15 protein-coding genes are annotated in these 18,469 nt (G+C 62.8%); 4 read left to right on the top strand and 11 right to left on the bottom strand.

Translation table 11 applies throughout. From position 1 onward, the window contains the following. Positions 1-44: 44 nt before the first annotated feature. The 4 genes from glmM to P0D73_RS39030 form a co-directional block, all read right to left on the bottom strand. Positions 45-1,403 carry a phosphoglucosamine mutase gene (gene glmM / locus P0D73_RS39045; protein WP_132373613.1) on the bottom strand — a complete coding sequence of 453 codons (1,359 nt, stop codon included), beginning with the start codon at positions 1,401-1,403 and terminating at the stop codon, positions 45-47. 27 nt (positions 1,404-1,430) lie between these two features. Beyond that, complete coding sequence (gene folP / locus P0D73_RS39040; protein WP_408435373.1) at positions 1,431-2,243, bottom strand: dihydropteroate synthase; 813 nt, start codon at positions 2,241-2,243, stop codon at positions 1,431-1,433. A 170-nt stretch (positions 2,244-2,413) separates the two neighbouring features. Continuing rightward, positions 2,414-4,303, bottom strand: coding sequence for an ATP-dependent zinc metalloprotease FtsH (gene ftsH / locus P0D73_RS39035; RefSeq protein WP_006051983.1), 1,890 nt, complete (start codon positions 4,301-4,303; stop codon positions 2,414-2,416). 189 nt (positions 4,304-4,492) lie between these two features. After that, a complete protein-coding gene (locus P0D73_RS39030) occupies positions 4,493-5,155 on the bottom strand; it encodes an RlmE family RNA methyltransferase (protein WP_132373611.1) in 663 nt (220 codons plus the stop codon). A gap of 184 nt (positions 5,156-5,339) precedes the next feature. Here P0D73_RS39030 and P0D73_RS39025 point away from each other — a divergent pair, with 184 nt between their 5' ends. Then, positions 5,340-5,867 carry a YhbY family RNA-binding protein gene (locus P0D73_RS39025; RefSeq protein ID WP_012433844.1) on the top strand — a complete coding sequence of 176 codons (528 nt, stop codon included), beginning with the start codon at positions 5,340-5,342 and terminating at the stop codon, positions 5,865-5,867. Between the two features lie 139 nt (positions 5,868-6,006). Here the strand turns inward: P0D73_RS39025 and P0D73_RS39020 are convergent, their stop codons facing one another. The 7 genes from P0D73_RS39020 to gloB form a co-directional block, all read right to left on the bottom strand. Then, the gene (locus tag P0D73_RS39020; protein WP_408181734.1) at positions 6,007-6,516 is read right to left on the bottom strand and encodes a DUF4149 domain-containing protein; all 510 of its coding nucleotides are present in this window, start codon (positions 6,514-6,516) and stop codon (positions 6,007-6,009) included. Positions 6,517-6,536: 20 nt separating this feature from the next. Beyond that, entirely contained in the window at positions 6,537-7,013 is a 477-nt protein-coding gene (gene greA / locus P0D73_RS39015; RefSeq protein ID WP_012433846.1) for a transcription elongation factor GreA, read from the bottom strand. A 151-nt stretch (positions 7,014-7,164) separates the two neighbouring features. Continuing rightward, complete coding sequence (gene carB / locus P0D73_RS39010) at positions 7,165-10,419, bottom strand: carbamoyl-phosphate synthase large subunit (protein WP_342961240.1); 3,255 nt, start codon at positions 10,417-10,419, stop codon at positions 7,165-7,167. Between the two features lie 180 nt (positions 10,420-10,599). Further along, the gene (gene carA, locus P0D73_RS39005; protein WP_408435368.1) at positions 10,600-11,754 is read right to left on the bottom strand and encodes a glutamine-hydrolyzing carbamoyl-phosphate synthase small subunit; all 1,155 of its coding nucleotides are present in this window, start codon (positions 11,752-11,754) and stop codon (positions 10,600-10,602) included. Between the two features lie 439 nt (positions 11,755-12,193). Beyond that, positions 12,194-13,435: an MFS transporter gene (locus P0D73_RS39000; RefSeq protein ID WP_408181733.1), complete on the bottom strand. Its 1,242-nt coding sequence runs from the start codon at positions 13,433-13,435 to the stop codon at positions 12,194-12,196. A 210-nt stretch (positions 13,436-13,645) separates the two neighbouring features. Then, on the bottom strand, positions 13,646-15,340 hold the full coding sequence (locus P0D73_RS38995; RefSeq protein WP_408181732.1) for a transglycosylase SLT domain-containing protein: 1,695 nt from the start codon (positions 15,338-15,340) through the stop codon (positions 13,646-13,648). A 156-nt stretch (positions 15,341-15,496) separates the two neighbouring features. Beyond that, positions 15,497-16,288: a hydroxyacylglutathione hydrolase gene (gene gloB, locus P0D73_RS38990; protein ID WP_132373606.1), complete on the bottom strand. Its 792-nt coding sequence runs from the start codon at positions 16,286-16,288 to the stop codon at positions 15,497-15,499. A gap of 19 nt (positions 16,289-16,307) precedes the next feature. Between gloB and P0D73_RS38985 the strand changes: the two genes are divergently transcribed. The 3 genes from P0D73_RS38985 (at position 16,308) to dnaQ (ending at position 18,439) form a co-directional block, all read left to right on the top strand. Then, the gene (locus tag P0D73_RS38985) at positions 16,308-17,183 is read left to right on the top strand and encodes a class I SAM-dependent methyltransferase (protein ID WP_408181731.1); all 876 of its coding nucleotides are present in this window, start codon (positions 16,308-16,310) and stop codon (positions 17,181-17,183) included. Continuing rightward, the gene (rnhA, locus tag P0D73_RS38980; protein ID WP_106283734.1) at positions 17,180-17,626 is read left to right on the top strand and encodes a ribonuclease HI; all 447 of its coding nucleotides are present in this window, start codon (positions 17,180-17,182) and stop codon (positions 17,624-17,626) included. Before P0D73_RS38985 ends, rnhA begins: the two co-directional genes overlap by 4 nt. 78 nt (positions 17,627-17,704) lie before the next feature. Beyond that, positions 17,705-18,439 (top strand): DNA polymerase III subunit epsilon, encoded by a 735-nt coding sequence (gene dnaQ, locus P0D73_RS38975; protein ID WP_408291692.1) that lies wholly within the window; start codon positions 17,705-17,707, stop codon positions 18,437-18,439. The last annotated feature ends 30 nt before the right edge of the window (positions 18,440-18,469 follow it).

Genomic DNA, 18,469 nt, shown 5'->3' with positions numbered 1-18,469 from the left:
CCCCCCCCCCCCCCCCGCCGCGCTGTGCCGCTAAAGCACGTGGCTTACGCCGTAGCCTCTTTCACCGCGTCGGCAATCGACTCCGCATGCTGAAGCGCGTCGGCGACATTTTCCGCTTCGACCATCACGCGCAGCACCGGCTCCGTGCCGGACGCGCGGATCAGCACGCGGCCGCGGCCGTTCAGCGCGCTCTCGGCCTTGGCGATGGCACGGCGGATCACGTCGCTGCTCTTCCAGTCCGCGTCGGGCTTCATGCGCACGTTGATCAGCTTCTGCGGGAACAGCGTGACGCCGTCGAGCAGGTCGGCGAGCGATTTTTCGCTGCGTTTCATGGCCGCGAGCACCAGCAACGCGGACACGATGCCGTCGCCCGTGGAATGGCGGTCGAGTGAAAGAATATGGCCGGAGCCTTCGGCGCCGAGTTGCCAGCCGTGTTCGCGCAACTGCTCGAGCACATAGCGGTCGCCGACCGCCGCGCGGACGAACTTCACGCCGGCTTCCTGCAGCGCCACTTCCACCGCCATATTCGTCATCAAGGTGCCGACCGCGCCTTCCACCTTGCCGTCGGTCGCAACACGATCCTTGACCAGGACGTACAGCAGTTCGTCACCGTTATAGAGGCGCCCTGCCGAATCGACCACCTGCAGACGGTCAGCGTCGCCATCGAGCGCAATGCCCAGGTCCGCATGATTCGCGCGCACAGCGCGCACCAGCGCATCCGGCGCGGTCGCGCCGACACCGTCGTTGATGTTGAAGCCGTTCGGCGCGACGCCGATCGGGATCACTTCGGCGCCGAGTTCGTGGAACACATGCGGCGCGACGTCATACGCGGCGCCATGCGCGCAGTCGACCACCAGTTTTAGACCGCGCAGATCGAACGCAGCGGGAAACGTGCTCTTGCAGAACTCGATGTAGCGGCCCGCCGCGTCGTCGAGACGCCGCGCCTTGCCGAGTTGCTCGGACGCGGCACAGGCGAGCGGCAAATCGAGTTGCTCTTCGATCAGCGCTTCCACTTCGTCCGGCAGCTTGTTGCCGTCGGCGGAGAAAAATTTGATGCCGTTGTCGTAGTACGGGTTGTGCGATGCGCTGATGACCACGCCCGCGGCGAGCCGCAACGCGCGCGTCAGATAGGCGATGCCGGGGGTCGGCATCGGGCCGGCCAGCATCACATCCACACCGGCCGCGGAGAAACCCGATTCGAGCGCGGCTTCGAGCATGTAGCCCGACACCCGCGTGTCTTTACCGATCAACACAGTTGGCCGCGTGCCTGTCCTCGCCCAGCGGTCCGCGCCTGCCAATACCTTGCCGGCCGCGTAGCCGAGCCGCAATACAAACTCCGGCGTGATAGGTCCTTCGCCGACTTTGCCCCGAATGCCGTCCGTTCCGAAATAACGACGTGCCATGTTTTATCTTCCTCCTTGGGTGTGGGTTCAACCGCGCGCGCGGCTGTGCTTCGCCGCGTCGCGCATGGCTGCCCATACTTTCAATGCATCTACTGTTTGCGCGACGTCGTGCACGCGCAGAATCGCAGCGCCCCGTTCAGCGGCGCACACCGCCGCCGCAATACTGCCCGCGACGCGGTCCGGCGCCGGGCGTCCCACCACCGCGCCGACCATTGACTTGCGCGACATGCCGGCAAGAATCGGGTACGGCGGCTCCGCTCGCGGCGCCGTTTCCGGCAAGTGTGCAAGCAGCGCGTAATTATGCTCGACTACGGCCTTGCCGAAGCCGAAACCTGGGTCCACGCTGATACGAGCACGCGCGATGCCCGCACGCTTCAGCGCCGCGACACGCTCCTCGAGAAAATCCCGAACCTCGCTCACTACATCATCATAGACGGGCTCGCCGAGCTGCATGGTCTGCGGCTCGCCAAGCATGTGCATGACGCACAGGCCGCATTCACTGGCGCGCACCGCGTCGATTGCGCCGGGCATCCGGAAGCCCCAGATGTCGTTGATCAGATCCGCCCCCGCAGCCAACGTGTGGCGCATCACTTCGGGCTTGTAGGTGTCGATCGACAACGGTACATTCGCGCCGCGCAGTTGCTCGACGAGCGGGACCACCCGCTCCAGCTCTTCGTCGAGCGGCACCGGGGGCGCACCGGGACGCGTCGATTCGCCGCCGATATCGATGATGTCCGCGCCGTCGAGCATCATCCGCTCGGCCTGGCGCAACGCATCGCCGCGCATCGCGTACTTGCCGCCGTCGGAAAAAGAATCGGGCGTGACGTTCAGAATGCCCATGACCAACGGGCGTTCAAAGGTCAGCTTGAAGCGGCCGCATTGCAGCGGCTCGGGAATAGACAAAGAAGGGAATTCGACTTTCGACACGTGGTGGTGCTTCACGCAAAACGGATAAATGCAAAACGGGCCGGTGTGAAACACACCGGCCCGCAATTTCTACTGGTCGCCTATCAGGCCGGCGCGGTCGCGCTGCCCGGCTTGACCTCGGTGCCCGGGCTGCCGCCCGACGAGGCGTCGCTTGCCGACGGCGGCGAGCTCTTCGGCGAACGCGGCGGACGGCCTGCCATGATGTCGTTGATCTGATCGGCGTCGATCGTTTCCCACTCCATCAGTGCGGCGGTCATCGCTTCGACCTTGTCGCGGTTCTCGTCCAGCAGACGCTTCGCGAGGTTGTATTGCTCATCCAGCACGCGGCGAATTTCTGCGTCGACCTTCTGTTGCGTCGCTTCCGAAATGGTGCGCGTGAAACCGCGGCCAAACGGCGTGGCGTCGTTTTCGTCGTCGACGTAGACCATCGGTCCGAGTGCGTCCGTCATACCGAAGCGAGCCACCATGGCACGCGCCGTTTGCGTCGCCTTGTTGAAGTCGTCCGATGCGCCGGTGCTGATCAGGTTCAGGAACAGCTCTTCCGCGACGCGGCCACCGAACAGGATCGCGAGACGATCCAGCAGGTAGTCCTTCGAATACGTTTCGTTGTCATGCTCCGGCAACTGCCACGTCACGCCCAGCGCACGGCCACGCGGAATGATCGTGACCTTGTGCACCGGATCGGCCTTCGGCAACAGCTTGGCGATCACCGCATGGCCCGATTCGTGGTACGCCGTGGCGCGCTTCGATTCTTCGCGGATCACGGCCGACTTGCGCTCCGGACCCATGAAGATCTTGTCCTTCGCGTCTTCGAAGTCCGTCATTTCGACGATGCGCTTGCCGCGGCGTGCCGCGAACAGAGCCGCTTCGTTCACGAGGTTCGCGAGGTCGGCGCCCGAGAAGCCCGGCGTGCCGCGTGCGATCACCGCCGCGTCGACGTCGTTCGAAATCGGCACCTTGCGCAGGTGAACCTTCATGATGTGCTCACGGCCGCGAATATCCGGCAGACCGACGTACACCTGACGGTCGAAACGGCCCGGACGCAGCAGCGCCTTGTCGAGCACGTCCGAACGGTTCGTTGCAGCGATCACGATCACGCCCGAGTTCGCTTCGAAGCCGTCCATCTCGACCAGCATCTGGTTCAAGGTCTGTTCGCGTTCGTCGTTACCGCCGCCCATGCCGGCGCCACGGTGACGGCCGACCGCGTCGATTTCGTCGATGAACACGATGCACGGTGCGTGCTTCTTGGCCTGCTCGAACATGTCGCGCACACGCGCCGCGCCGACACCGACGAACATTTCCACGAAGTCCGAACCCGAGATGCTGAAGAACGGCACTTTCGCTTCACCCGCGATAGCACGCGCGAGCAGCGTCTTACCGGTTCCCGGCGGACCGACCAGCAGCACGCCGCGCGGAATGCGGCCACCCAGCTTCTGGAATTTCTGCGGATCGCGCAGGAAGTCGACCAGTTCGGAGACTTCTTCCTTGGCTTCGTCGCAACCGGCGACGTCGGTGAAATTGATTGCGTTGTTGTTTTCGTCGATCAGACGTGCACGGGATTTACCGAACGAGAACGCACCACCTTTCCCGCCCCCCTGCATCTGTCGCATCATGTAGAACCAGAAACCGATGATCAGGATCGTCGGCCCGAGGTAGTACAGCGCGGACACCAGCGCATTGGGTTCGTCATCAGCCTTGCCGCTCACCTGAACGCCATACTTCATCAGATCGCCGACCATCCAGATGTCGCCGGGCGACACGATCTGGTACTTCTGGCCGTCTGCTGGAGTGACCGTGAGGTTCCGCCCCTGGACAATGACGTTCTTGACTTTGCCGTTCTTCGCGTCGTCCATGAACTGCGAATAGGAAACGCCTTCCTGGACACGGGGCTTGTCGAACTGCTTGAACACCGTAAACAGCACCAGTGCGATAACCAGCCACACTGCTGCTTTCGAAAACATATTGTTGTTCAAAGCACCACTCCTTCACTTAGACGGGCGCCTACATTTGCCTTGCGGCACCACGAAAGCATTCTAATCCAGTCCGCAGACCCCTGCCATAAGGTTTCACTACCACAGAAATAGCGCAGCGGGCCATTGCTCCACCCATTTCCGGGGCCGTGATCGCATTATCGGCAGATGCGGAACCGTCCTGCAGCGCCCCTATGCGGGCCGCTTGAGATGCTTACCCAAAATAAATGTTTCTGACGACTTGTCCCGCGACGCTTTCGGCTTGCGGGCCGCCACCACCTTGAACTGATGCTTGAACTTTTCGACAATCTGGCTGTAACCGCTGCCGTGAAAGCATTTGACTAAAAGGGCACCATCCGACTTCAGGTGATTTTGTGAGAATTCCAGCGCGAGATCGCATAAATGCTCGATTCGCGCCGCATCCGCCACCGCCACTCCCGACAGGTTGGGCGCCATATCCGAAATTACAAGATCAACCTGGCGTTCTCCGACCAATTCTTCGAGTTGGCCCAGCACGGTGTCTTCACGAAAATCGCCCTGAATGAACGTGACGTCGGCGATCGGCTCCATGGGGAGGATATCCAGTGCGATGATCGTGCCGTCGATGCCCCCTTCGCGCTCGGCGTCGCGCTGCGAACCCTTTGCGAGCTTGTTACGCGCGTACTGACTCCAACTGCCCGGCACCGAGCCAAGGTCGACGATGACCTGCCCCGGACGGATCAGCTTGTCCTGCTCGTCGATCTCCTTGAGCTTGTAGGCCGCGCGGGCACGATAGCCCTCCCGCTGCGCCATTTTTACGTACGGGTCGTTGATGTGATCATGCAACCACGCCGTGTTGAACTTGTTTTTTGCCATTAAGCGTTGAACTCTTGCTGCGTTATGACACGCTTTAGGGGATAATACGCGGTTAATTCGCGCGGACACCGCCAAAAACTGGCAGTCATCCGCGATTCTGTTGTTCTGACGCGCCGCCCTGCGCAATTGGCCGAATCTCTCGGAAATGCAGGTGCCGCCATTTTAGTCGAGTCTCCCACTTTCCATGCCCGCCCTCAAAGTCTCTTCCGACCAACGCGCCGAGTTGCGCTCCCAGGCACATGCGCTCAAACCGGTCGTGCTCGTCGGCGCCGAAGGCTTGACCGACGCTGTGCTCTCCGAGATCAAGGTCCACCTTGGTGCTCATCAGCTCATCAAAATCCGCGTGTTCGGCGACGAACGCGAAGAGCGCATCGCGATCTATGAAGAAATCTGCGACAAGCTGAACGCCGCGCCGATCCAGCATATCGGCAAGCTGCTGGTGATCTGGAAGCCGGAAGCCGCGCAGCCGGCGGTGAAGACCAAACGCGGCGCGCTGCCGAGCGCTCGCGAAGCCGCCGTGGAAGCCAAACCGGGTAAAGGCCGCGCGCCACGCGTGGTGACGGTCGTGAAGCCCAGCGAAATCCCGATGCGCAAACCCAAGGCCAAAGCGGTCGTGGTACGCGGCAATGAACGCGTGACGCAAGGCGGCAATATCAAGCGCGCCAAGAAGCGCCAGACCAGCGCGAAGCGCTCGCATCAGTCGTCGAAATAAGCGAATGATGAGAGGTGCGGGCGGCGTCCGCACCTTGACGTGGGCTACGTGATCAAGACCCGAAAGCCCAACGTTGCCTATCAAGCTCGCTGCGTCAGCTTGCACGCTCAGGCGCCGCAAAGCAGTTCAGCGGATTGCCTCAGCCGGCGACCTTCCCCGCCGTGCCGCGAGCACCCTGCTCCGCCGGCACAACGCCTGCGCCGGCAGGCAGTTTCCACACCAGCGCCACGCCCAGCAGGCTTTCGATCAGATAGAACAGACTCGAGACGCCGTGCAGAATGCCGAAGCGTGTCGCATAAACCGAGTGTCCGACATCGCTGCCCGCTTCTAGCGCGGCAATGCGCATTGCATTCATAAACGGCTGCAACGCGAAGTAACCGACCAGCACGCACACCAGCATGCCGGCAATCAGCCAGCGCAAACGGCGATACGCATCGCTGCCGCGCCGAACCAGCACATTCGCGAGACCGAGCAGCAAAATGCCGCACACCGCACCCAGCACGCCTTCAATGCGAAACAGTTGCGCCGCCACCGCGCCCGCCGTCATCCGGTCGAGCGACGTGAACAGCACGGGTGCGACGGCATAGCCGATAGTCAGCAGACTACCGACCCACACCACCGTCAACAAACGGAAAAATCGATGCGGCATCTGGGACACCGGAACCGCCTTCAAACGTAGCTAACCGCGATGATTTCGTATTCGCGCACGCCGCCCGGTGCCTGCACCGATGCAACGTCGCCTTCCGACTTGCCGATCAGGGCGCGCGCGATCGGCGAACTGATCGAGATCAAACCATGGTCGATGTCCGCTTCGTCGTCGCCGACGATCTGATATTTGACGGACGCACCCGAGTCCAGATCTTCCAGTTCCACCGTCGCGCCGAACACCACGCGACCGTCCGCTTCCACCGCCGCCGGGTCGATCACCTGCGCGCCGGCCAGCTTTGATTCGATTTCAGCAATCCGGCCTTCGATAAAGCCCTGCTTTTCCTTCGCCGCGTCGTATTCCGCGTTTTCCGACAGATCGCCCTGGGCACGCGCTTCCGCGATCGAATTGATCACCGAAGGACGCTCAACCGATTTCAGGCGCTGCAATTCATCGCGCAACATTTCCGCGCCGCGCTTCGTCAATGGAACAGTGCTCATAAACAACTCTATGCAAAAAACAGCCGTAAAAAAAATCACCGCGGTTAAGTGCATTCCGCCGGGGCCAGAGCGCTGAGCAAAGCTCGGCGCCAAGCACCTGCGGAACGCCGCTTAACCGCGGCACTTACATCTTGGACAGGTATTCGAAGCCTTAGTTTAGGCGAGCGTGGAGGCCTTGTAAATCATAGACTTCCAGGTCCTTCAAATAGCGCAAACCTTCGACGGCAGCACGCGCACCCGACATGGTCGTGTAGTACGTGACCTTGTTCGCCTGCGCGCTCATGCGGATCGAGCGCGAGTCGGCGATCGCGGCGCGGGTCTCGTCGACGGTCGTGAAGACCAGCGCGATTTCGCCGTTCTTGATCATGTCGACGATGTGCGGACGGCCATCCTTCACCTTGTTGACGACCTTCACCGGCACGCCGGCCGCTTCGATCGCGGCGGCCGTGCCCTTGGTCGCAACGATCGGATAGCCGAGTTCGTGCAGCATGCGCGCGACTTCGACGGCCTTCGGCTTGTCCGCGTCCATCACGGTCAACAGCACCGTGCCCGACTCCGGCAGACGCGAACCCGCCGCGAGTTGCGACTTGAACAGCGCTTCGCCGAACGTCTCGCCCACGCCCATCACTTCGCCGGTCGAACGCATTTCCGGTCCGAGCACCGGATCGACTGCGGGGAACTTGACGAACGGGAACACGGCTTCCTTCACGCTGAAATACGGCGGATCGATTTCCTTCGTCACGCCTTGCTGCGCGAGCGTCTGACCGACCATCGCACGCGCCGCGATCTTCGCGAGCGGCAGGCTCGTCGCCTTCGACACGTACGGCACCGTGCGCGAGGCGCGCGGATTCACTTCGAGCACGTAGATCACGTCTTCTTTCGAGCCGTCTGCCTGCGGCACCTGCTGAATCGCGAACTGCACGTTCATCAGGCCGATCACGTTCAGCGCTTTCGCCATCGCGCCGGTCTGGCGCTTCAACTCGGCCACGGTTTCCTTCGACAGCGAATACGGCGGCAGCGAGCACGCCGAGTCGCCCGAGTGCACACCGGCCTGTTCGATGTGTTCCATCACGCCGCCGATGAACACGGCTTCGCCGTCGGAGATGCAATCCACGTCGCATTCGATCGCGTCGTTCAGGAAGCGGTCGAGCAGCACCGGCGAATCGTTCGACACCTTCACGGCCTCGCGCATATAGCGCTCGAGGTCGCGCGGCTCGTGGACGATTTCCATCGCGCGGCCGCCGAGCACATACGACGGACGCACCACCAGCGGATAGCCGATTTCGTCGGCGAGCTTGAGCGCTTCGTCTTCGGCGCGCGCGGTGCGGTTCGGCGGCTGACGCAGGCCGAGGTCTTGTAGCAGCTTCTGGAAACGCTCGCGGTCTTCGGCGGCGTCGATCATGTCAGGCGACGTGCCGACGATCGGCACACCGTTCGCTTCGAGATCGAGCGCGAGCTTCAGCGGCGTCTGGCCGCCGTATTGCACGATCACGCCGACCGGCTTTTCCTTGTCGACGATTTCGAGCACGTCTTCGAGCGTCAGCGATTCGAAGTACAGACGATCGGACGTATCGTAGTCGGTCGAAACGGTTTCAGGGTTGCAGTTGACCATGATCGTTTCGTAGCCGTCTTCGCGCATGGCGAGCGCGGCGTGCACGCAGCAGTAGTCGAACTCGATGCCCTGGCCGATCCGGTTCGGGCCGCCGCCCAGCACCATGATCTTCTTGTTGTTGGTCGGGTTCGCCTCGCACTCTTCCTCGTAGGTCGAGTACATGTAGGCGGTTTTCGTGGCGAACTCGGCCGCGCAGGTGTCGACGCGCTTGTACACCGGGCGCACGTTCAACTCGATACGGCGTTGACGCACTTCCGCCGGCTTCGCGCCGAGCAGCCTGGCGAGACGGCGATCCGAGAAGCCGCTTTGCTTCAGATACTTCAGCTCTTCCTTCGAGAGGCTCGCGAGCGTGCGGCCTGCCAGCGCCTTTTCCTTCAGGATGATCTGTTCGATCTGCGCGAGGAACCACGGGTCGATCGAGGTCTCTTCGAAAATCTCTTCGGCCGTCATGCCGACACGGAACGCGTCGCCCACGTACCAGATGCGATCCGGACCGGCTTCGCCGATCTCGCGGATGATCTCGTCGCGGTTATCGGTCTTTTCGTCCAGACCGTCGACGCCGACTTCCAGACCGCGTAGCGCCTTCTGGAACGACTCCTGGAACGTGCGGCCAATCGCCATCACTTCGCCGACCGACTTCATCTGCGTGGTCAGGCGTGAATCGGCTTCGCGGAATTTTTCGAACGCGAAACGCGGAATCTTGGTGACGACGTAGTCGATGGTCGGCTCGAACGATGCCGGCGTTTGACCGCCGGTGATTTCGTTCTTCAACTCATCCAGCGTATAGCCGACGGCGAGCTTGGCCGCGACCTTGGCGATCGGGAAACCGGTTGCCTTCGACGCCAATGCCGACGAGCGCGACACGCGCGGGTTCATTTCGATCACGATCATCCGGCCGTCTTTCGGATTGATCGAGAACTGCACGTTCGAACCGCCGGTATCGACGCCGATCTCGCGCAGCACCGCGAGCGATGCGTTACGCAGGACCTGATATTCCTTGTCGGTGAGCGTTTGCGCCGGCGCGACGGTGATCGAGTCGCCGGTGTGGATGCCCATCGGGTCCAGGTTTTCGATCGAGCAAACGATGATGCAGTTGTCCTTCTTGTCGCGGACCACTTCCATCTCGTACTCTTTCCAGCCGAGCAGCGACTCTTCGATCAGCAGCTCGCGCGTGGGCGACAGATCGAGACCGCGCTTGCAGATCTCTTCGAACTCGTCGCGGTTATACGCGATGCCGCCGCCCGAACCGCCCAGCGTGAACGACGGACGGATCACGACCGGATAGCCGCCGCTGCCCGTTTGCGCAGCGATCTCGGCCTGCACCTGGAGCGCTTCTTCCATGGAATGCGCGGTGCCCGATTTGGCCGAACCGAGGCCGATCTTGGTCATCGCGTCCTTGAACTTCTGGCGGTCTTCCGCCTTGTCGATCGCTTCCGGCGATGCGCCGATCAGCTCGACCTTGTACTTCTCCAACACGCCGTGCGCGTGCAGATCGAGCGCGCAGTTCAGCGCGGTCTGACCGCCCATCGTCGGCAGGATCGCGTCGGGGCGCTCCTTCGCGATGATGCGCTCGACCACTTCCCACGTGATCGGCTCGATGTAGGTCACGTCGGCCGTGTTTGGGTCGGTCATGATCGTCGCCGGATTGCTGTTGACGAGAATGACCTTGTAGCCTTCCTCACGCAGCGCCTTGCATGCCTGCGCGCCCGAGTAATCGAACTCGCACGCCTGGCCGATGATGATCGGACCCGCGCCGATGATGAGGATGCTCTTGATGTCTGTCCGCTTGGGCATAACGCTCTCGCTAATGTATTCCTGAATTCTTTCCGTCGGCGCGCGTCGCTGTGACGTTGCGCGCGCTTTGCTCTGTCTGGTGCGGCTCGCCGCGCGTGCGGCGCTGTATGTCGCGTGTGCGTCGATGACGCGCACCACAGAGCGGCGCGAGCCGCGCGCCGCCGAGACTTGTAAGCCGCTTTATGCCGCTGCGGTCTTGCCGGCCTTCTTCGTATCCATCAAACCCGTGAAGCGATCGAACAGATAGGCGATGTCATGCGGACCTGGCGACGCTTCCGGGTGACCCTGGAAGCAGAACGCCGGCTTGTCGGTCAGCGCGAAGCCCTGCAGCGTGCCGTCGAACAGCGAGACGTGCGTGGCGCGGGCGTTGGCGGGCAGCGTGTCGGCATCGACCGCGAAACCGTGGTTCTGCGACGTGATCACCACGCGGCCGTCGTCCAGATCTTTCACCGGATGGTTCGCGCCGTGGTGGCCGGTCTTCATCTTCATGGTTTTGGCGCCGACCGCGAGGCCCATGATCTGATGGCCGAGACAGATGCCGAAGGTCGGAATGCCGCGCTCGATCAGCTCCTTCGTGGCGCGAATCGCGTAGTCGCACGGTTCCGGGTCGCCCGGGCCGTTCGACAGGAAGATGCCGTCCGGATTGAGCGCGAGCGCGTCAGCGGCGCTGGCTTGCGCCGGCAGCACGGTGACGTGGCAGCCGCGTTCGGCCAGCATGCGCAGGATGTTGTATTTGACGCCGTAGTCGAACGCCACCACGCGATACTTCGGCGCCTTCTGCGTGCCGTAGCCTTCACCCAGACGCCATTCGGTCTGGGTCCACTCGTAGGTTTCCTTCGTCGACACGACCTTCGCCAGGTCCATGCCCGAGAGGCCCGGGAACGAGCGGGCGAGTTCGATTGCCTTGGCTTCGTCGTCCGAGCCGGCGAGGATCGCGCCGTTCTGTGCGCCCTTGTCGCGCAGAACGCGCGTCAGCATGCGGGTGTCGAGACCGGCGATGGCGACCACGCCTTCGTCCTGCAGATATTGCGAGAGCGTGCGCTCCATGCGGAAGTTCGACGCGAGAACCGGCAGATCGCGAATGATCAGGCCGGCGGCATGGACTTTCGTAGCTTCAACGTCTTCGGCGTTCACGCCGACGTTACCGATATGCGGATACGTGAGGGTCACGATCTGGCGCGCGTAGCTCGGGTCGGTCAGGATTTCCTGATAGCCGGTGATAGCGGTGTTGAACACGACTTCGCCGATGGTGTGCCCGGGGGCGCCGATCGAGTAACCACGAAAGACCGTGCCGTCGGCGAGCGCGAGCAGAGCGGGAGAAAATGACGGCAACACGGGAGACTCCTTGGGGAACACCCTGTTGCCGACCTGTCTATCCGACTGCGAGCCGCAGCGAAACGCATCCGGGATGCGCGCGCAGACTCGCTCGCGAACTGCCGTTGACGTTGCAAGAGGCGCGATGGGTCCATTGTGTGGACGGATCGGCTGGGGGCGGGGCCCTGCTTGCTACGCCGGTGGCGCGCGGCGGATGAACGGTATGGGAGAGGTAGGCGCTAGGGTGCGGGTTGATAAGCTCAAACCTTGGAATTATAGCGTGAAACTACCCTTCCCTCCAAATCCGAGATGGCTTCGACTCGTGGGACGGCGCGGCTCGAAATCGCTCAAAGCCTTGCTGCGGCAGGTGCGGACGGCGCTCCGCGGCGTTTCCATGAGCGCCAATCGGGATAGTGCCGGCAGATGGGGCGCGACCGACGAAGCGGCGCACCGGCCGGGCTCAAGCGTCCTGTTCGGCGGGGATTTCGGCCGGACGAACCAGCTTGCGGCCCGGCAATATGTACCAGATCGCGCTCAACACCTGCAGCGCGACCAGAATGCCCCATGCGGTCAGATGCGCGGCCGCCGGATAATGGCCGCCGCTCGCCGGCCAACGCGACAGCACCGCGCCGACGCCGATCTGAAAGCCGAAAATCAGCAGGAAGATGATTAACGTCAGTGTGGTATTCACGCGGCCGATCATCTGCGCCGGGAAGTGCCGGGTCATGACCGCGTAGCTGAGAATGCCAGTGCCGCCGAAAATCCCGTACGCCGCCCATAACAGACTCGCGGGCAGCGGCGCCTTGAACATGATCAGCAACTGCGTCAGAACGTACAGCGCCATGCCGATGCCGCAAAACGCATGGAGTGAGATGCCGCGCCGCTCGAGACTGCGCGCCGCCGCGCCGAAGCCCACGCAACCGGCCATCATCGCGAAACCGAGAATCGACACGAGCGCGGCGGCCTCGCGCGGCTCGAAGCCTTGCACGTCACGCAGCCACGCGCCGACCCAAAGCGACTGCATCGCGTAAAAGACGCCTTGCGTGACGACCGAGAACGACGCGACTTTCCAGAACGCCGCACTGCGCAGGATATGCAGCGTGCCTTTGAACTGGGCGCCAATACTGGCCTGGTGATGGGCTTCTTTCGTGTCCGGCGCGAGCGTCCACTGCGCCAGCGCGACCAGCACGGTCAGCAAACCCAGTCCGATGCAGACCACGCGCCAGCTTGCGAACGTCAGGACCCACGTCAGCGGCGAGCCAACCATCACGCCGCCGAAGCCGCCGATCGCCATCACCAGACCGTTCATCAATGGCAGGCGCGCCGCGGCGAAGTGCTGCGCCAATGCCTTGAACGCGGCGCCAAGACAGACAGAAACGCCGACGCCGATCAGCAGTCGCCCCACCATCATCATGCCGACGCTATGCGCGGCGCCGAACACCCAGATGCCGAGCGCCGCAAACAGCAGCGTGACGGCCGTGACTCGTCGCGCGCCGTAGTGGTCCAGCAGCACGCCGGCCGGAATCTGGGCGCCCGCGAAACCGAGGAAATAAAGACTGGTGAGCAAGCCCAAATCCGCAGCCGACAAACCCAGATCGTGCGTTATGAACGGCGCAAAGCCGAGATTGACGCCGCGGAACACGTAGGAAACGAAATACCCGGCGGAGAACAGCAAAAAGACGCGCAACTGGGTCGACGACATGAGCTTTGAATTAGGCGGCTGGCCGAATGGGTTTGGGCGAAGCACGAAAGATAAAGGAAAAGCGCTCGCTTTGCGCGAAATGATCTGCACAATGAAAAACGCCGTCACCACAGGTGACGGCGTTGGAAAAAGCACGGTGCGTGATCGGAGCGCAATTCATGCGCTGCCCCCGCAACGCATGTGGTCACTACCGTCTGAGCCGCTATTGGTCTACTTACCCTTCTTCGCGTTGGCCACGGTCTTCGGGCGGCTCTCTGCCGCAGCCTTCGACGCCTTGCTGGACGTGGAAGCCGACACCTTGGTCACCTTGCCCTTATTGGCGCCGGATGCAGTCGGCTTGCTGACCTTGCCTACCGGGTCGGAGACTTTCACCACCTCTGTCCGGCCACGACCCTTCTTCTTATCGTAGCGCGAATCACTGCGCGTGTCTGCGACGCGGGTGCCGATCTTCTCGACTCCGCCGCCTTGCACGTCGGTCGCGATGCGCTCCGGACCCGGCTCGCTCGGCATCGCCTTGCCGACCGGCACGTGCAGCACGATCACCTGGCCGCGCGACACGCTGTCGCGATGCGTGCGGTTCCATGCCTTCAACTGGCCGACCGACACGCCGTAGCGCACGGCAATGGCGGCCATCGACTGATTACGGCGCACGCGGATCAGCATCTTGCGCGTATCGGGGACGTCGGGCTCCATCGCCAGCACGGCGCTTTCAGCCACGTCTGCGCTGATGTCTTCGTCGTCGTCCGAACCGCGCGGCACCACGATCGTGGAGCCGGGTTTCAAACGCATGCCGACCGGAATCTTGTTCACTTCCATCAGCGTGTCGGCATCGACACTGATCTTCTGCGCGATCGCCGCGGGTGTCGCGCGTTCGGTGACCGTGTACGTGGTCCACGACGACAGCGAGCCGGAGTACGTCTTCAGATTGCGCTCGAAGGCGCTGGCGTTGTCGAACGGCAGCAGGATCTGCGGCTGCGTCGCGCCGAGAATCACCGGCTTCCTGAACGACGGGTTCAGCGAGCGGAATTCGTCTGCGGACAGATTCGAGAGCTTGGCAGCCATGTCCACGTCGATGTCGTGCGAGGTGGTCACCGTCACGAAATACGGGTGGTTCGGAATGGACGGCAGCGTGAGCCCGTACATCTGCGGGTTCATCACGATGTTCTTCACCGCCTGCAGTTTCGGCACGTAGTTGCGCGTCTCGTTCGGCATGCGCAGGCTCAGATAGTCGGTGGGCAAGCCCGCCGCTTCGTTGCGCGCAATCGCGCGCTGCACGTTGCCCTCGCCCCAGTTGTACGCCGCGAGAGCCAACTGCCAGTCGCCGAACATGTCATGCAGACGCGACAGATAGTCGAGCGCGGCGCTGGTCGAGGCCAGCACGTCGCGGCGCTCGTCCTGCCACATGTTCTGCTTGAGGTTGTAGGTGCGGCCCGTGCCCGGCATGAACTGCCACATGCCGGCCGCCTTCGCCACCGACAAAGCCTGCGGGCTATACGCCGATTCGATGAACGGCAGCAACGCGAGCTCGGTCGGCATATGGCGCGCCTCGAGCTCTTCGACGATGTGGTACAGGTACTTTTGCGAGCGCTCGGTCATGCGCTGCACGTAATCGGGACGCTGCGCATACCAGTTGACCTGCATGTCGACGAGGTCGGTTTGCAGGTCCGGCATCTGGAAACCACGGCGAATACGGCCCCACAGGTCGGCGTCGGCGCTCGTCAACTGAGTGACGGAGCCCTGGTCGACATTGATCGTCTCTTTGGCGGTGGCTGTCTTGCGAAGGGCGTCGGCTACGGCTTGCTGACTGGCGGGGCTTGTTGCGGTGTTCGGAATACTCGTCGTCGGTCCCTGGCTCGCGCAAGCGGCGAGCGTCAGGACCAGCAACGCACTAAAGATAAATCGCATGAACGTCTCGGCTTCCACAAGGGCTGGAATTTGCAGCCGATAGTACGAAACGGCAACGTTTACGTCAATCGGAAAATTACGAAAAAATCAAGTAAATCTTGGGCTTGGCGAATTTTTCCGATTCATCGCGTGAGGAATACCCTTCCTGAGATCGGGTCACCGGAAGCGGTTTTTCCATTCGCGCATCAAAGTAAAGGCCGTCAATCGATCCGGCACCTTCTCGTGCAACTGTTCCCGCAAGCTCGCCTGCACCGCTGGATCGCCGGCGCGCAAAAACGGATTCACGGCGCGTTCATGGGCGATCGTGGTGGGCAGCGTGGGCACGTCGCGCGCGCGCAGTTCGCTCGCTTTGTCCCGCCAGGCCTGCAGTTCGGCGTTGCCCGGCTCGCACGCGAGCGCGAAGCGGATATTCGACAGCGTGTACTCGTGCGCGCAGTGAACCTCGGTCGCGCCGGGCAGTGCGGCGAGCGCATCCAGCGAGGCGAGCATCTGCTTCGGCGTGCCTTCGAACAGCCGGCCGCAACCGCAGGCGAACAGCGTGTCGCCACAAAACACGTGCGGCGTGCCTTGCGGGTCGGCCGCCTGGAAATAGGCGATGTGGCCGCTCGTGTGACCCGGCACGTCGAGTACGCTCAATTCGAGCGCGGGCGCCGCAATCGACACATGATCGCCATTTTTCAGACGGCGCGTGAGATGCTCGATCGCTTCACCGGCGGGGCCGTAGACGGGCACGGCCTGGCCATTCAGCAGATCGGCCACCCCGCCGACGTGGTCTTGATGATGGTGCGTGAGTAAAATAGCGCTCAGCCGCCAGCCCCGTTTCGCCAGATAGGCTTTTACGGGGGCGGCCTCACCCGGATCGACGACCGCCGCGTGGTGTCCGTCGGAAACGACCCAGATGTAATTGTCATCAAACGCCGGGACCGGTACGTACTCGAGCGCATTCATAGGCGACGCATTCTTTGATATGACTGACCGAGCGATTATAGACTGGCCCGCCTGGACCGACTCGCCACCTGGCCGATACGTACTCGAATGGGAGCAAACCCAACTCGACCGCGTGGTGTCGGACGTGTTCGGTTACCATGCGCTGCAACTCGGCCTGCCGCAACTCGACGCGCTGCGCGAGAACCGCATGCCGTGCCGCGGACTCGTGCTCGACGCCGCGAGCGGGGCGAGCGCGCCGTATGCTTTTCCGCGCGGCGCGGGGCACGTTGGCAATGGCAATCGCAACGGTTCGAGCAGCAATTCGGGCAGCGGCGCGGCGCAAGGCGCACTCGCGGGCCTGCCGGCGCCGGCCGGACGCAGTGCCGTATGGTGCGACCTGCTGGACCTGCCGTTCGAAGCGCAAAGCGTCGATCTGATCGTGATGCCGCACACGCTGGAATTCACGAGCGACCCGCACCGTCTGCTGCGCGAAGCCGAGCGCGTGCTGATGCCCGAAGGCCAGTTGATCATTCTCGGCTTCAATTCGCTGTCGCTCTGGGGCGCGCGGCAATCGGTCGGCAAGATGACCGGCCGGCCTTTCGTGCCGGCGGCCGTCGACCTGATCGCCTTCACCCGGCTGAAAGACTGGATCAAGCTGCTGGGCTTCGACCTTGAACGCGGGCGCTTCGGCTGCTATCGTCCGCCGCTTGGCAGCGAACAATGGCTCGCCCGCTACGGCTTCATGGAAGCCGCCGGCGACCGCTGGTGGCCGATTTTCGGCGCCACCTACATGATCAAGGCGATCAAGCGCGTGCGCGGCATGCGTCTCGTCGGCCCGCTGAAAGTGAAGAAACCCGTCCTCGCCGCGGGCCTCGCGCCCGCCGCCACACCGAATACACGCAACCACACTCAATGACTTCCGATCTCATCGACATTTATACCGACGGCGCCTGCAAGGGCAACCCCGGCCCCGGCGGCTGGGGCGCGTTGCTGCGCTTCGGCGACCAGGAAAAAGAACTGTTCGGCGGCGAAGCCAACACCACCAACAACCGCATGGAACTGATGGGCGTGATCGCCGCGCTCGAAGCGCTGAAGCGGCCCTGCAAGGCGGTCGTGCACACCGACTCGCAATACGTGCAGAAAGGCATCAGCGAATGGATCCACGGCTGGAAAAAGAAAGGCTGGATCACCGCCGCGAAGCAGCCGGTCAAGAACGCCGACTTGTGGAAGCGGCTCGATGCGCTCGTCGCGCAACACGAAATCGAGTGGCGCTGGGTGCGTGGGCACAACGGCCACCCGGAGAACGAGCGCGCCGACCAGCTGGCCAATCGCGGCGTCGCGTCACTCGCGCAGATGTAATTCCTGCTGCGACGGCCGCGCCGGCTAACCGCGCGCGCCATTTTTTTGCTGCAATTATCTTTGCCAGGCTAATCCGACATGCGTCAACTCATCCTCGATACCGAAACCACCGGCCTGAATGCCCGCACCGGCGACCGGATTCTCGAACTCGGCTGTGTCGAGCTGGTGAACCGCCGGCTCACCGGCAACAACCTGCACTTCTACATCAACCCGGAACGCGACAGCGATCCGGGCGCCTTGGCCGTTCACGGCCTGACCACCGAATTTCTGAGCGACAAGCCAAAGTTCGGCGAGATCGCCGACCAGTTCCGCGACTTCATCCAGGGCGCGGACCTGATCATTCACAACGCACCGTTCGACATCGGCTTTCTCGATGTCGAGTTCGCGTTGCTGGGCTTGCCGCAGGTGAGCACCTACTGCGGCGAAATCATCGACACGCTGGCGCGCGCCAAGCAGATGTTCCCCGGCAAGCGCAATTCACTCGACGCGCTGTGCGACCGCTTCGGCATCAGCAACGCGCACCGAACGCTGCACGGCGCCCTGCTCGACTCGGAACTGCTCGCCGAAGTCTATCTGGCGATGACGCGCGGCCAGGAAAGCCTCGTCATCGACATGCTCGGCGAGTCGCATGCCGGTGGCGATGCGCACGCGCCGCGCATCGCGATCAGTTCGCTGGATCTGGTCGTGATCGCCGCCAGCGACGACGAACTTGCTGCGCACCGGGCGGTGCTCGACGGTCTCGACAAGGCGATCAAGGGCACGAGCGTGTGGCGCCTCGAATCTGCGCCCGCCGCGGATGAGCAAACCGCTTAAAAAGTACTGGACGAGGCCGAAAATCCCTGA

It is taken from the genome of Paraburkholderia sp. RL18-101-BIB-B (assembly GCF_046026985.1).
In the GTDB taxonomy this organism is placed as follows: Bacteria; Pseudomonadota; Gammaproteobacteria; order Burkholderiales; family Burkholderiaceae; genus Paraburkholderia.
Note: the sequence above shows the minus strand (reverse complement) of the source record. Positions and strands in the feature narration are given on the sequence as shown.

Coding starts and splice junctions, on each gene's coding strand:
- glmM (WP_132373613.1), bottom strand. CDS start 1,403: ATGGCACGTCGTTATTTCGGAACGGACGGCATTCGGGGCAAAGTCGGC.
- folP (WP_408435373.1), bottom strand. CDS start 2,243: ATGGGCATTCTGAACGTCACGCCCGATTCTTTTTCCGACGGCGGCAAG.
- P0D73_RS39030 (WP_132373611.1), bottom strand. CDS start 5,155: ATGGCAAAAAACAAGTTCAACACGGCGTGGTTGCATGATCACATCAAC.
- P0D73_RS39025 (WP_012433844.1), top strand. CDS start 5,340: ATGCCCGCCCTCAAAGTCTCTTCCGACCAACGCGCCGAGTTGCGCTCC.
- P0D73_RS39020 (WP_408181734.1), bottom strand. CDS start 6,516: ATGCCGCATCGATTTTTCCGTTTGTTGACGGTGGTGTGGGTCGGTAGT.
- greA (WP_012433846.1), bottom strand. CDS start 7,013: ATGAGCACTGTTCCATTGACGAAGCGCGGCGCGGAAATGTTGCGCGAT.
- carB (WP_342961240.1), bottom strand. CDS start 10,419: ATGCCCAAGCGGACAGACATCAAGAGCATCCTCATCATCGGCGCGGGT.
- P0D73_RS39000 (WP_408181733.1), bottom strand. CDS start 13,435: ATGTCGTCGACCCAGTTGCGCGTCTTTTTGCTGTTCTCCGCCGGGTAT.
- P0D73_RS38995 (WP_408181732.1), bottom strand. CDS start 15,340: ATGCGATTTATCTTTAGTGCGTTGCTGGTCCTGACGCTCGCCGCTTGC.
- gloB (WP_132373606.1), bottom strand. CDS start 16,288: ATGAATGCGCTCGAGTACGTACCGGTCCCGGCGTTTGATGACAATTAC.
- P0D73_RS38985 (WP_408181731.1), top strand. CDS start 16,308: ATGACTGACCGAGCGATTATAGACTGGCCCGCCTGGACCGACTCGCCA.
- rnhA (WP_106283734.1), top strand. CDS start 17,180: ATGACTTCCGATCTCATCGACATTTATACCGACGGCGCCTGCAAGGGC.
- dnaQ (WP_408291692.1), top strand. CDS start 17,705: ATGCGTCAACTCATCCTCGATACCGAAACCACCGGCCTGAATGCCCGC.